Genomic DNA, 13,640 nt, shown 5'->3' with positions numbered 1-13,640 from the left:
AGGTGGTTCTGGAGCGCGCGGAGAAAAACCAGTTGTAATTTCTCTATTTTGTGGTACAATGAAAACGACCGAGTAGAGAAAAGGAGCGTGACCGGAATGGCGGATGGAAAGGAATATGTCTCCCGCCCTGACGAGCTTGGGAACATCCATATTTCTGAGGAGGTTCTGGCGGTGATCGCCGCTGCCGCTGCCATGGAGGTGGAGGGGGTTGGAAGCCTCGCCGCCAATCTGGGCAGTGACATCGCCGAACTGCTGGGCGGAAAGAAGAACCTGTCCAAGGGCATCCATATCGCAGTGGAGGAGGAGAGCATCCGCGTGGATGTCTCTTTACTCATCAAGTATGGCTATACCATTATTGATGTGGCGAAGGAGGTCCAAAACGCAGTATACAGTGCCATCGAGAACACCAGCGGCCTGACGGTGGAGTGTGTCAACGTCCATGTGCTGGGCGTTGCCTTCGACCGGGATGGAAAGAAGGCCCAGTAAAGGGAGAAGCACCAGACGCGTGCCGGGTTCCGGCACGCGTCTGTGTATGTTTTTCCTGGAAAACCCGGGGTGCGGAGGGCGTGCCCTGGGCTTTTTGACGTTGCGTGGAATTTGCTCTTTTCTTTTTATGCATGGTTGTTGTATAATACAATCATCTATGACAAAAAGCCGCGGGATTATCCCGCCATGGAGGAACCGGAATGACCAGAACTGCTGCCCGAGAGATTGCCGTCCACTTTGCCTTTGAGCTGGGCTTTACCAACCAGACGGCAGAGGAACTGCTGGCGGAGGCGCTGAACCGCAAGACCTTTGAGCAGATTGGGGAGGAGGAGCCGCTCTATGCGGAGTTCCCCAATGAGAAGCAGCGGGAGTATATCTCCAAGCTGGTGAAGGGCGTGTATGAACACAGCCCCGAGCTGGATGAATACATCTCGAAGTATGCCATCGGCTGGAAATACTCCCGTCTGAACCGGGTGGCCATCGCGATCATGCGGGTGGCCATGTATGAGATCCTGTATATGCAGGATATCCCCAACGCCGCCGCCATCAATGAGGCGGTGGAGATGACCAAGCACTATGAGGAGCCGGAGGTCGTGTCCTTTGTCAACGGCATCCTGGGCTCCTTCGTCCGCAACGAGTGCCCGCCGGAGCCGGTGGGCCTCAAGCCAGCGGCGGAGCGGCCGCAGGACGAGGCGTAATATGCGCGCACTGGGCATCGACACAAGCAACTACACCACCTCGGCAGCGGTATTTGACGGCAGCGGCGGCTATAACGCCGGCCGGCTGCTGGAGGTGCGCCCCGGCGAGCTGGGTCTGCGGCAGAGCGACGCGCTGTTCCAGCACATCAAACACCTGCCTGGGCGCTTTGCCGAGCTGCGGGCGGAAGGCTGGCTGACCGGCCTGTCCGCCGTGGGGGCCAGTACCCGGCCGAGGGCGGTGGAGGGCTCCTATATGCCCTGCTTTCTGGCGGGAGAGGGGCAGGGGCAGACGCTGGCGGATGCGTTGGGCGTGCCGTTTTACGCCGTGTCCCACCAGCAGGGCCACATCGCCGCCGCCGCCTGGTCAGCGGGACGGCTGGAGCTGCTGGACCGGCCCATGCTGGCTTGGCACCTGTCCGGCGGCACCACAGAGCTGCTCTATGTGGAGCCGGACGGGGGCAATGTCAGGGCGCAATGTGTGGGCGGCACCAGCGACATCTCCGCCGGACAGCTCATCGACCGCACCGGTGTGCTCCTGGGCCTGCCCTTCCCGGCGGGAAAGGCGCTGGACGTCCTGGCGTCGGAGAGCGACTTGATACGGGGATTTCCTGTAAAGCTGAACGACCTGACATTCTCCCTGTCCGGGATGGAAAATAAGGTAAAGGCGCTGGCAGAGCAGGGAAAGCCGCCGGCGGAGATCGCCCGCTTTACCCTGGAGACGGTGGCGTCGGCAGTACGTCGGGCCACCGACGCGGCCCGGAAACGCTGGCCCGGCCTGCCGGTGCTGTGCTCCGGCGGCGTGGCCTCCAACCGCCTGCTGCGTACTGTTATGAGCGACGCAGCCTTTGCCGCGCCCCAGTACTCCACCGACAACGCCATGGGGGCGGCCATTCTGGCTTGGCGCAGTCTGAGACAGGAGGCCGAGGCATGAAGAACGCCCCAATTTACAGCGTAACCCAGGTCAACCAATATATCAAAGGCCTGCTGGACCGCGACGGTGCTCTGGCCGGCCTTTTTGTGCGGGGAGAGCTCTCCAACTACAAGGCCTATCCCTCCGGACACCACTACTTCTCCCTGAAGGACGCGGAGGGGGCCATCCGCTGTGTCATGTTCCGGCGGGAGGCCATGGGCCTGCGGTTCCGTCCGGAAAACGGCATGAAGGTGGTGGCCTTTGGCCGGGTAACGGTCTTTCCAAGGGACGGGCAGTATCAGCTCTACTGTAGTGAGCTGACACCCGACGGCGTGGGGGACCTCCATGTGGCCTTTGAACAACTCAAGCAGAAGCTCTACCAAGAGGGGCTGTTCGACCCGGCCCACAAGAAGCCCATCCCGCGCTATCCCCGAAAAATCGCCCTCATTACCTCCCCAGCGGGGGCGGCGGTGCGGGATATGCTCCGCATACTGGGGGCCCGCTGGCCGCTGGCGGAGGTGCTGGTGCTGCCGGTGCGGGTACAGGGGGCGGAGGCCCCTGGGGAGCTTTGCGCGGCCATCGCCTGGGCCAACCGGCATAGGGTGGCCGACCTGCTGATTACCGGACGGGGCGGCGGCTCCATGGAGGATCTCTGGGCCTTCAACGACGAGGACGTGGCCCGTACCATCTACACCTCTGAGATTCCGGTCATCTCCGCCGTGGGCCATGAGCCCGACGTGACCATTGCGGATTTTGTGGCGGATCTCCGGGCGGCCACCCCCTCCAACGCCGCGGAGCTGGCGGTGCCGGATCAGAACGAGTGCTATGGCTGGCTGGAGCAGATGGAAGGTCGCTTGACCGGGGCAATGGGCCGCCGACTGGAGCGGGCCTGCCGTGAACTGGAGCAGGCCGGGCGCTGCCGGGCGCTACAGGACCCCATGAATTATATCAATGACCGGCGGATGCTGCTGGACTACCAGCGGGACCGGCTGGCCCACGGACTGACCGGGGCCATGGGCCGGGAGCGGGAGCGCTTTGCCCGATTGGCGGCGGCGCTGGACGCCCTGAGTCCCCTCAAGGTACTGGGCCGGGGCTATGCCATTCCCCAGCGGTCAGACGGGGCGGTACTTCGCTCCGCGAAGGAGGCCATGCCGGGCGAGACGTTGCGCCTGCGCATGGCGGATGGCAAGGTTTCCTGTAAAGTGATTGAACCTGCCGGATAGGGAAAGGACGAAATAGATGGCGGAAAAGAAAGTGACCTTTGAACAGGCCATGGCGCGGCTGGAGGAGATTGTAAAACAGTTGGAACAGGGTGACGCTCCTCTGGAGGATGCGCTGGCCCTCTTTGAAGAAGGGACCAGACTGATGAAGAAATGCACCACACAGTTGGACAAGGCGGAGCAGAAGGTCTCCAAGCTCCTAGCCGGGCCGGATGGAAACCCGAAGGAGGAGCCGTTTGAGGGGGAGGGATAGTCATGGCGGAGCTGGAACGTCTGGAGGAGCACCGGGCCCGGATCGAGGACTGGCTGCACGCCTGTTTCCAGGACTGTGCGCCCCGTGGGAACCTGTATGACGCCATGCGCTACAGCCTTCTGGCCGGCGGAAAGCGCCTCCGGCCCGTGCTGTTGCTGGAGGCCTGCCGCCTGTGCGGCGGAGCGGTGGAGGATGCCCTGCCCTTTGCCGGGGCGATTGAGATGGTTCACACCTACTCCCTGATCCACGACGACCTGCCCTGCATGGACGATGACGATCTGCGGCGGGGCCGCCCTACCAACCACAAGGTGTTTGGAGAAGCCAACGCGGTTTTGGCCGGCGATGGCCTTCTGACGGCGGCCTTTGAGACCATGCTGGCCCCGGGACAGAAGCTTCCGCCGGAGCGTGTATTGGCGGCGGCGGGCATCCTGGCCCGGGCCGCCGGCGGCCGCGGCATGGTGGGCGGACAGGTGCTGGATATGGCCGGCGAGGGCCGCGCCCTTGGCCTGACCGAGGTGGAGGAGCTTCAGCGCCTCAAGACCGGTGCGCTGATCAGAGCGGCTGTGGAGATGGGCTGCGCCGTGGCCGGCGGAGCGGAGGAACAGCGGGAGGCCCTGTGCCGCTATGCCGACTGCCTGGGGCTGGCCTTCCAGATTCAGGACGATATCCTGGACGTAGTGGGTGATGAGGCCACCTTGGGCAAGCCCATCGGTTCAGACGTCAGGAGCGACAAGACCACCTTTGTGGCGCTCAAAGGTCTGGCGGACTGCCGTATCCTGGTGGCGGAGTTGACCGACCGGGCGGTGGAGGCCCTGGCGCCCTTCGGTTCGGAGGCGGAGAGCCTCCGCGGTCTGGCGCAGTCGCTGGCCGGCCGCGAGAAATGAGAGGACTTATATGAGCAATGTCGTAGATTTTCTGACCGGAAATCTGATTTTAAACCTGTCCATCCTGGCCTGGGCGATCGCCCAGGTGCTCAAGTTTGTCATCACGCTGATTTCCCAGGGAAAGCTGGACTGGCGCCATATTCTCTCCAGCGGGGGAATGCCAAGCTCCCACTCTGCCTTTGTTTGCGCCTGCGCGGCGGCCATGGGCTATATGTACGGCTGGGCGTCGCCCGTATTCACCATTTCTGCCGTGGTCGCCATTGTGGTGATGTACGACGCGGCCAATGTCCGCAAGGCGGCGGGGGAGCAGGCCAAGATCCTGAACTATATCATGGAACACTGGACTGAGATGAAGCCCGCCATTTTCGGTAAGGAGCTCAAGGAGTTCCTGGGGCACACGCCGTTCCAGGTGCTGATGGGCGGCCTATTGGGTATCAGTGTAGGATTGCTGGGCGCTTGGCTGTGGACGTAATTTTGAATTCCGGGCCTCTGTGGGCCGGGAGGTGGAACCATTCTGAATTTTGATTTGAATCACGTACCGAATCAACTGGGAGAACTGAGTGACGGTGAGGCTGTGGAGCTGTGCCGGCTGCTGCGGGCGCGCCTGATCGACACGGTTTCCCGCACCGGCGGCCACCTGGCCTCCAGCCTGGGAGCGGTGGAGTTGATTGTCGCCATCCACCGGGTGTTCGACACCGGACGGGACCGTTTGGTGTTCGATGTGGGACACCAGTGCTACGCCCACAAAATTCTCACCGGCCGCAATCAGGCGATGGAAACGCTGCGTACCTTCGGCGGAATTGCTGGCTTCCCCAAACCGGTGGAGAGTGAAAGCGACGCCTTTGTCGCGGGACACGCCTCTAACTCAGTATCGGTGGCCATTGGAATGGCAAGGGCAAGAACATTACAACATGCGGACTATCATGTTCTGGCGTTGATCGGCGACGGCGCCTTGTCCGGCGGGCTCGCCTATGAGGGCCTGTCCGATGCGGGGGACAGCGGGGAACCGCTCATCGTCATTCTCAACGACAACGGCATGTCGATCACAAAGAGCGTGGGCGGCGTGGCGGAGCATTTGGCGCGCCAGCGGCTGAAGCCCCAGTACCTGCGCTTTAAAAAGGGCTACCGTAAGGTCATGAGCGTATTGCCGCTGGGCGGTCACATCTACCATGCAACCCACAAGATCAAAACGGCCATCAAGGACAGTCTGTTGCCGTGCAGCCTGTTTGAGGATATGGGCTTTACCTACCTGGGACCAGTGGATGGGCATGATGTCAAGTATCTGACGCAGCTTTTGAGCTATGCGAAGGAGCTGAACGGCCCTGTTTTGCTCCATGTAAGAACTGTGAAGGGGAAAGGCTATACACCAGCGGAGCGCAATCCGGATCAGTTTCACGGTGTTGGCCGCTTCTGTGTAGAGACAGGGGAGCTGGTGCATGGTTCAGGGGAGAGCTTTTCCGCCGTGTTTGGAGAGACCCTCTGTTCCTTGGCAGAGCAAGACGGCAAGCTCTGTGCCATTACGGCCGCCATGCAGGGGGGAACCGGCTTGAACCGCTTTGCCCGTCAGTTTCCGGCGCGCTTTTTTGACGTGGGCATTGCCGAGGGCCATGCGGTGGCCATGGCAGCGGGCATGGCCAAGCAGGGGATGCGCCCGGTCTTTGCAGTGTACTCCTCCTTCCTCCAGCGCAGCTACGATATGCTGCTCCACGACGTGGCGCTTCAGCAGCTCCATGTGGTGTTGGCGGTGGACCGGGCCGGGCTGGTGGGGGAGGACGGCGAGACCCACCACGGCGTCTTTGATCCAGCCTTTCTCGACACCATCCCCGGCATGACGGTGCTTTGCCCCAGCAGTTTTCAGGAGCTGCGGGAGATGCTGCGCTATGCCATCTATGACGTGGAGGGTCCAGTGGCAGTCCGTTACTCCAGGGGAGGGGAGGGCGCCTACCAGGGCAGCGTCCCGGTGGAGCCAGCCACCCTATTGCGGACGGGAGCGGACATTACCCTGGCGGGCTATGGTATGATGCTTAACCAGCTTCTAGACTGCGCTGACCGTCTGGCACGGAATGGCATCCAGGCAGAGGTTGTGAAGTTAAATACCATTACACCGATTCCGCTGGAGCGGCTGACTGCCTCTGTTCAAAAGACAGGACGGCTTCTGGTTGCGGAGGACAGCGCGGCGGCGGGCGGTGTGGGGCAGCGCATCGCCGCAGGCCTGTTTGACGCTGGCATCCAGGTGCGAGGGCTGGCCTTGGTGAATACCGGACACGCCTTTGTTACCCATGGAACGGTGCCCCAGCTTCAAAGGCTGTGCGGTTTGGACGGGGCGAGCCTATATCACAGAGCATTGGAGGTCTGCCGTCATGGCTAATGTAAAAAAGCGGCTGGATGTCCTGCTGGTGGAACGAGGTCTGGCTGAAAGCCGGCAGCGGGCCCAGGCGGTGATCATGAGCGGTCAAGTCTATGTCAGGGAACAAAAGGTGGACAAGGCCGGGACGCAGGTTGAGGAGAACGTCCCGATTGAGGTGCGTGGACAGGCTTTGGCCTATGTGAGCCGGGGCGGGCTGAAGCTGGAGAAAGCCCTCAAGACTTTTTCCGGCATCCGCTTAAAGGGAGTACATGCCATTGATGCCGGGGCGTCCACCGGCGGCTTTACCGACTGTATGCTCCAAAATGGGGCGGAAAAGGTGTATGCAGTGGATGTGGGCTATGGACAGTTGGCCTGGAGCCTGCGCAGTGATCCCAGGGTGGTGTGCATGGAGCGGACCAACGTGCGCTATTTGACGGCGGAGCAGATTCCAGAGCTGCTGGACTTCGGTACAGTGGATGTGTCCTTTATCTCCTTAAAGCTGATTTTACCCGCCCTACGGGGTATCCTAAAGCCGGACGGACAGGTAGTCTGTCTGGTGAAGCCCCAGTTTGAGGCGGGCCGTGAGAAGGTGGGCAAGAAGGGGGTTGTGCGGGATCCCGCTGTCCATCTGGAGGTGCTGCGGCAGTTTTTGCAGAACGCTCATGAGGCGGACTTTACTGTAAAGGAAATGACCTTTTCGCCTATTCGGGGACCGGAGGGCAACATCGAATATTTGGGACACCTGTGTGTCGGGGCGGGCGAGCCCTGGAACGGCGACCTTTCAGCTCTGGTCGAGGCATCGCACGGGGCATTGGAGGGAACCGGACAATGAAAGTGGTATTGAGCCCAAACCCATACCGGGACCGGGGCCTGCGGGCGGCCCAGGCCGCGGAAAAGATTCTGCGGAACGTGGGGGTGGAGACCGCCATGTGTCTGCCCTTCCTCCTGGAGGGCAGCAATCTGGAATTCCCAAAGCATATCCAGTTTAAGGACACCCAGGAGGAGCTGAAAAACGCGGACATGCTGGTTTGCTTCGGAGGAGACGGAACCATCCTCCACGCGGCCAAGGACGCCAACGCCCACAAGGTGCCTATACTGGGGGTCAATCTGGGTAGCGTGGGTTTTATGGCTGAGCTGGAGCAGAGCGAGCTGTCCATGCTGTCCAAGCTGGCGGCCGGGAAGTACACGATCGAATCCCGTATGATGTTGGATGTAGCGGTCCGCCGGGATGGAAAGGTGCTGTTCAATGACATCGCCCTGAACGACGCAGCCCTCACGAAAGGGGCTGTGGCCCGGGTCGTGGATCTGGAGGTATATGGCGACAAGGTGATGATCGCCAATTTTTCGGCTGACGGCGTGATTGTGAGTACGCCCACCGGCTCTACAGCCTATTCCATGTCGGCGGGCGGCCCCATCGTGGAGCCTACGGCGGAGAATATGATTGTGACGCCCATCTGTCCCCATGCCCTCTCCGCCCGGTCCATCGTCTTGGGACGGGAGCGTACGGTGTCCATTAAAATGGGGAAGCAGTCACGCAAGACTGCCTATTTGTCGGTAGATGGCGGCAAGGCGTTTCGTCTGGGCAGCGGCGATGTGGTGGAGCTGAAGATGTCCAGCTCCAAGACCCGTCTGGTACGGGTGACAGGGCGGAGCTTTTATGATATACTAAGTCAGAAACTGGGAGGTGCCAAGGCGTGAAGGGAAAACGTCAGCAGGAGATTTTGCGCATTATTGAGGAACAGGATATTGATACACAGGATCAGCTTCTGGCGGAGCTGAGGGCCCGCGGACTCCAATCTACCCAGGCGACCATTTCCCGGGACATCAAAGAGCTGCATCTGATCAAGGAGCTTACCGGCTACGGGACCTACCGCTACGCGGTGTCAGAGCGCAAGGCGTCGCTGAATGTCGCCAGCCGGCTGCGCACGATTTTCAAGGAGGGGGTCATCTCCTTTGATCTGGCCCAGAACATCATTGTGCTCAAGACCATGCCGGGAGTGGCATCGGCGGCCTGCGCAGCCATTGACGGCATGGAGATCACAGGACTGGTGGGCAGTCTTGCGGGGGACGATACCGCGATGCTGGTCATGCGCACCAACGAGGACGCGCAGGAGTTCTGCAACGAGATCCACACAATGCTGAAATAAAGCGGAAACGGCGGGGTGGTCGGCATGCTCTCACTGTTGCACATTGAGAATATCGCAGTTATCGAATCGGCGGACATTCAGTTCGACAAGGGATTCAACGCTCTGACGGGGGAAACGGGAGCCGGCAAGTCCATTGTAGTGGATGCCATCGGCGCCATCATCGGAGAGCGGACCAGCCGGGATCTGATTCGGACAGGGGCCAGATCCGCCCTCGTCAATGCCGTCTTTACCGGCCTGCCTCCGCTGGCCTGGTTCCAGGAGAACGGCGGAGGGCCGGACGAGGATGGAAATCTGCTGATCCAGCGGGAGATCCAGCCGGACGGCAAGAATGTGTGCCGCCTGAACGGACGGCTGATTACCGTAGCTCAGCTACGGCAACTGGGCCGGCAGCTCCTCAATATCCACGGGCAGCACGACGGCCAGCAACTCCTGGATGAGCGGTGCCACCTGGAGTATCTGGATGGATTCGGAGAAACGGGAGCGCTGCAGGAAGAATACCGGGCGGCCTTTGGCCGCTTTGCCGTCCTGCGCCGGGAGATTGCGGCTCTCCAGATGGACGAGGCGGAGAAGGCCCGGCGCATCGACGGCCTGGAATTCCAGATCACCGAGCTGGAGCGGGCCGGACTGAAGGCCGGGGAGGAGGAGGTCCTCACCGAGCGCCGCAATTTGCTGCGCAATGCGGGCAAGCTGATTGAGGCGGTGGAGGGCGCCCATTTGGCCCTCTCAGGCGATGAGGAGCGTGAGGGGGCCGCCGGCCTGATCGGCGCGGCAGAGAGTTCACTCCACGCGGCGGTCCGGCTGAGCGGGCAGGTGGCGGAGCTGGTGGACAGGCTGACGGAGCTGCGCTGCTCGGCCGATGATCTGGCCGAGCAGGTGCGGGATTTACGGGATGGTTTCGACTTTGAACCCGGTGAGCTGGACGAGCTGGAGAGTCGTCTGGATGTGATCTACCGGCTGAAAAAGAAGTACGGGGACTCCGTGGAGGAGATGCTGGACTACTTGGAGCGGTGCAGAAAGGAGCTGGACGAGATTCAGTTCTCCAGCGATACCATTGCCCGGTTGGAAAGGGATCTGAGCAAAGCGATGGAGGAGGTCCGGCGGCGGGGTGAGGCGCTGAGCCGGGCGCGCCGTGAAGCGGCCAAGGCGCTGGAGGAGCGTATTCAAACGGAATTGGCCCAACTGGACATGCCGAAAGTGCGGTTCCAGGTGGAGTTCCGGCCCAAAGCGGGGGAGTACGCCATGGACGAAACCGGACTGGACGAGGTGCAGTTCCTTATGTCCGCCAATGTAGGGGAGGATCTGAAGCCCATCCAGAAGATCGCCTCCGGCGGTGAGCTGGCCCGCATCATGCTGGCCCTCAAGAATGTGCTGGCGGAGAATGATCAGGTGGGCGCACTGGTTTTTGACGAGGTGGACACCGGTGTGTCCGGCCGGGCAGCCCAGAAGGTGGCGGAGAAGTTGGCGGGCGTGGCCCGCACCAAGCAGGTGCTCTGCGTCACTCACTTGCCCCAGCTTGCGGCCATGGCGGACGTCCATTTCTCTGTGGAGAAGGGGGAGCGCAAGGGGAGAACCTTCACAGAAGTAGAGCGCCTGAGCCGGGAGCGGCGCATGGAGGAGCTGGCCCGGCTGACCTCTGGTGAGCGCATCACCGGCGCGACACTGGCGGCGGCGGGGGAACTGCTGGACAGTGCGGAACGGTTCAAGCGGGCTTTAACCCAACAAAAGTAATCTTTTGTTGAGTTAAATCTTTCCCTTGACAAACTGGCTGCCCCGTACTATAATCCAACTCAATATGAGACTGCGATGACAGGGAGAAGTACCGTCTTATGTCCCGCCCAGAGAGCCCCCGGCTTGGTGTGAGGGGGAGGGGACAGGCCGGGAAATACACCCTGGAGCAGCCGCCCGAACCGCGTGAAGGCGCGCAGTAGGGCTGTGTCGGGTGCGCCCGTTACCGCGCCGGAGTGTGTTGGCACTCCATGAGGCTGTCTCCGTGAGGGGATGGTGAACCAGAGGTGGTACCGCGTTTGACAACGCCCTCTGTCCGTGAGGACAGGGGGCGTTTTTTATTTTAAAACACAAAGTGCAGCCATACTAATTAGCAATTACTGTAGGGGCGTCCCTATGGACGAAAGAAAAGGAGAATGAAACTATGACCTGTTACGAAGAACTGAAGGCCCGTGGCCTCATTGCCCAGGTAACCAATGAGGAAGAGATCTCCAAGATGATCAACGAGGGTAAGGCAGTGTTCTATATCGGATTCGATCCCACCGCCGATTCCCTCCACGTGGGCCACTTCATGGCCCTTTGCCTGATGAAGCGGCTCCAGATGGCGGGCAACCGGCCCATCGCCCTCATCGGAGGCGGTACCGGTATGGTGGGTGACCCCTCCGGCCGCACCGACATGCGCTCCATGATGACGGTGGAGACCATACAGCACAACTGCGCCTGCTTTAAGAAGCAGATGGAGCGTTTTATCGAGTTCGGTGACGGCAAGGCCCAGATGGTGAACAACGCCGACTGGCTGATGGACCTGAACTATGTGGAGCTGCTCCGCGAGGTGGGCGCCTGCTTCAGCGTGAACAACATGCTGCGGGCCGAGTGTTATAAGCAGCGCATGGAGAAGGGGCTGAGCTTTCTGGAGTTCAACTACATGATCATGCAGTCCTACGATTTCTACCACCTGTTCCAGCACTACGGATGCAACATGCAGTTCGGCGGTGATGACCAGTGGTCCAATATGCTGGGCGGCACCGAGCTCATCCGCCGCAAGCTGGGCAAGGATGCCCACGCCATGACCATTACCCTGCTGCTCAACTCCGAGGGGAAGAAGATGGGCAAGACCGCCAAGGGCGCGGTGTGGCTGGATCCCAACAAGACCAGTCCCTATGAGTTCTACCAGTACTGGCGCAACGTGGGCGACAGCGATGTGCTCAAGTGCCTGCGTATGCTCACCTTCCTTCCCATTGAGCAGATCGACGAGATGGACAAGTGGGAGGGCGCCCAGCTCAACCAAGCCAAGGAGATCCTGGCCTTTGAGCTGACCAAGCTGGTTCACGGCGAGGAGGAGGCGCAGAAGGCCCAGGACGCGGCCAAGGCCCTGTTCGCCCAGGGAGGCGACAAGTCCAACGTGCCCACCACCACCCTGGACACCGGCGATCTGACTGACGGGGCGATCGGGGTGCTGGAGCTGATGCTCAAGTGCGGCCTGGTGCCCTCCAAGAAGGAGGCTCGCCGCCTGGTGGAGCAGGGAGGGGTGGAGTTGGACGGTCAGAAGGTCACCGATGTGGCCGCAGCCGTGACCGCCGAACAGCTCTCCGGCGAGGGTATAATGCTCAAAAAGGGAAAAAAGGTCTTCCACCGTGCGGTGCTCGGTGAATGAAAAAAGGCGCCGGAGGATAATTCCCCTCCGGCGCCCTTTTTCGGTTGCGGAAGTGATTGGATCATGATACAATCTTAACAGGATAGCCAATACGGAAGGGGATTGCGGCATGGAGGATAAGGACAAGCAAGGGGAAAAGAAATGGTATATTCTGGATCGGGGATCGTTATCTCTCCTGATCGTCCTGTTGGCCGCTATCCTGTTTTATGTGGGATTGACCAATTTCGATGTTATCGCGGTCCGGGTGCGCACATTTATGGGTGTGCTGACGCCCTTTATTGCAGGTTTTGCTATCGCCTATCTGCTCAATACGCCCATGTGCTTTTTTGAGCGAAAGCTCTACCAAAAGCAGAAGCACCGGCATGGGCTGGCGATTCTGACGGTCTATCTGATCGCCCTGGCGATCGTTGTGGTCCTGCTCAACCTGATCATACCGCAGGTGGCGCAAAGCGTGGTAGATCTGGCCACCAACATGCAGACCTATCTGACCAGCCTGAACAGCCTGGTGCAGACCCTCTCCGAGCAGTTTGGACTGGAGGCGGAGGCCCTGAATGAGGCTATTGGCTCTTATCAGGACCTGATGACCAATATTGCCGCCTATCTCTCCAAGGCTCTGCCGGATCTGCTGAACTTTGGCTACGCCATCGGCAGTGGGGTGATCTCGGGCATTACCGCACTGATCTCCTCGGTTTACATGCTGGCAGGGAAGGGGCGGCTGGTTCCGCAGATCAAGAAGATGCTCTACGCCATTCTGCCCAGGCGGCGGGCGGACTGGCTTCTCGGGGTATGCGGACATGCCAACCGGGTATTTGTAGGCTTTATCAATGGCAAGCTGATCGACTCGGCCATCATCGGTGTGCTCTGCTTTATCCTTTGCTTGATTTTCCGCATCCCATATCCCATGCTGGTCAGCGTCGTGGTGGGCGTCACCAACATTATCCCCTTTTTTGGACCGATCATCGGCGCCATCCCCTGTCTGATGATTCTGGTGATCGTCGACCCTTGGGCGGCCCTGCGGTTCTTTGCCTTGGTCATCGGCCTTCAGCAGTTTGACGGCAACATCCTCGGCCCCAAGATCTTGGGCGACAGCACGGGCCTGTCAGCCATCTGGGTGCTGGTTTCCATTGTGGTGTGCGGCGGCCTGTTTGGGTTCCCGGGTATGGTACTGGGTGTGCCCACCTTTGCCGTGCTGTATGCACTGGTGCGGGACTGGGTCAACAAACGCTTGGCACTCAAGCGCCTGGACGGAAACGGGAGGCCTCTGGACGGCGCTCCTTAAAAACTGAACGAGTAGAGTAGTGAAGGGAGGTGCGAAG

At 60.6% G+C, this 13,640-nt stretch carries 14 protein-coding genes and 1 other annotated feature; all 14 genes read left to right on the top strand.

Annotated elements, in window-relative coordinates; all coding sequences use genetic code 11:
* The first annotated feature begins 96 nt into the window (after positions 1 to 96).
* The 14 genes from HMPREF0372_RS04655 (at position 97) to HMPREF0372_RS04590 (ending at position 13,603) form a co-directional block, all read left to right on the top strand.
* Entirely contained in the window at positions 97 to 486 is a 390-nt protein-coding gene (locus HMPREF0372_RS04655; protein ID WP_007489400.1) for an Asp23/Gls24 family envelope stress response protein, read from the top strand.
* Positions 487 to 686: 200 nt separating this feature from the next.
* The gene (gene nusB, locus HMPREF0372_RS04650; protein WP_007489398.1) at positions 687 to 1,184 is read left to right on the top strand and encodes a transcription antitermination factor NusB; all 498 of its coding nucleotides are present in this window, start codon (positions 687 to 689) and stop codon (positions 1,182 to 1,184) included.
* 1 nt (position 1,185) lies between these two features.
* Positions 1,186 to 2,115: a tRNA (adenosine(37)-N6)-threonylcarbamoyltransferase complex transferase subunit TsaD gene (locus HMPREF0372_RS04645; protein WP_007489396.1), complete on the top strand. Its 930-nt coding sequence runs from the start codon at positions 1,186 to 1,188 to the stop codon at positions 2,113 to 2,115.
* The gene (gene xseA / locus HMPREF0372_RS04640) at positions 2,112 to 3,317 is read left to right on the top strand and encodes an exodeoxyribonuclease VII large subunit (RefSeq protein ID WP_007489395.1); all 1,206 of its coding nucleotides are present in this window, start codon (positions 2,112 to 2,114) and stop codon (positions 3,315 to 3,317) included. The genes HMPREF0372_RS04645 and xseA overlap by 4 nt, the downstream gene beginning before the upstream one ends.
* A 16-nt stretch (positions 3,318 to 3,333) precedes the next feature.
* Positions 3,334 to 3,567 carry an exodeoxyribonuclease VII small subunit gene (gene xseB / locus HMPREF0372_RS04635; RefSeq protein ID WP_007489394.1) on the top strand — a complete coding sequence of 78 codons (234 nt, stop codon included), beginning with the start codon at positions 3,334 to 3,336 and terminating at the stop codon, positions 3,565 to 3,567.
* 2 nt (positions 3,568 to 3,569) lie between these two features.
* Positions 3,570 to 4,451: a polyprenyl synthetase family protein gene (locus HMPREF0372_RS04630; protein ID WP_007489393.1), complete on the top strand. Its 882-nt coding sequence runs from the start codon at positions 3,570 to 3,572 to the stop codon at positions 4,449 to 4,451.
* A 10-nt stretch (positions 4,452 to 4,461) separates the two neighbouring features.
* Positions 4,462 to 4,923 (top strand): divergent PAP2 family protein, encoded by a 462-nt coding sequence (locus HMPREF0372_RS04625; RefSeq protein WP_007489392.1) that lies wholly within the window; start codon positions 4,462 to 4,464, stop codon positions 4,921 to 4,923.
* A 54-nt stretch (positions 4,924 to 4,977) separates the two neighbouring features.
* Positions 4,978 to 6,819 carry a 1-deoxy-D-xylulose-5-phosphate synthase gene (dxs, locus tag HMPREF0372_RS04620; protein WP_007489391.1) on the top strand — a complete coding sequence of 614 codons (1,842 nt, stop codon included), beginning with the start codon at positions 4,978 to 4,980 and terminating at the stop codon, positions 6,817 to 6,819.
* A complete protein-coding gene (locus HMPREF0372_RS04615) occupies positions 6,812 to 7,630 on the top strand; it encodes a TlyA family RNA methyltransferase (protein WP_007489390.1) in 819 nt (272 codons plus the stop codon). The genes dxs and HMPREF0372_RS04615 overlap by 8 nt, the downstream gene beginning before the upstream one ends.
* Complete coding sequence (locus tag HMPREF0372_RS04610; RefSeq protein ID WP_007489388.1) at positions 7,627 to 8,496, top strand: NAD(+)/NADH kinase; 870 nt, start codon at positions 7,627 to 7,629, stop codon at positions 8,494 to 8,496. The genes HMPREF0372_RS04615 and HMPREF0372_RS04610 overlap by 4 nt, the downstream gene beginning before the upstream one ends.
* Positions 8,493 to 8,945 (top strand): arginine repressor, encoded by a 453-nt coding sequence (locus HMPREF0372_RS04605; protein WP_007489387.1) that lies wholly within the window; start codon positions 8,493 to 8,495, stop codon positions 8,943 to 8,945. Before HMPREF0372_RS04610 ends, HMPREF0372_RS04605 begins: the two co-directional genes overlap by 4 nt.
* Before the next feature lie 24 nt (positions 8,946 to 8,969).
* Complete coding sequence (gene recN, locus HMPREF0372_RS04600; protein ID WP_007489386.1) at positions 8,970 to 10,673, top strand: DNA repair protein RecN; 1,704 nt, start codon at positions 8,970 to 8,972, stop codon at positions 10,671 to 10,673.
* 66 nt (positions 10,674 to 10,739) lie between these two features.
* Positions 10,740 to 10,986, top strand: a binding site (T-box leader).
* A gap of 108 nt (positions 10,987 to 11,094) precedes the next feature.
* Positions 11,095 to 12,324 (top strand): tyrosine--tRNA ligase, encoded by a 1,230-nt coding sequence (gene tyrS / locus HMPREF0372_RS04595; protein WP_007489385.1) that lies wholly within the window; start codon positions 11,095 to 11,097, stop codon positions 12,322 to 12,324.
* Between the two features lie 109 nt (positions 12,325 to 12,433).
* A complete protein-coding gene (locus tag HMPREF0372_RS04590; protein ID WP_007489384.1) occupies positions 12,434 to 13,603 on the top strand; it encodes an AI-2E family transporter in 1,170 nt (389 codons plus the stop codon).
* The last annotated feature ends 37 nt before the right edge of the window (positions 13,604 to 13,640 follow it).

The organism is Flavonifractor plautii ATCC 29863 (genome assembly GCF_000239295.1).
In the GTDB taxonomy this organism is placed as follows: Bacteria; Bacillota; Clostridia; order Oscillospirales; family Oscillospiraceae; genus Flavonifractor; species Flavonifractor plautii.
The sequence above is the reverse complement of the archived record's forward strand: the minus strand, read 5'-3'. Positions and strand labels throughout refer to the sequence as shown.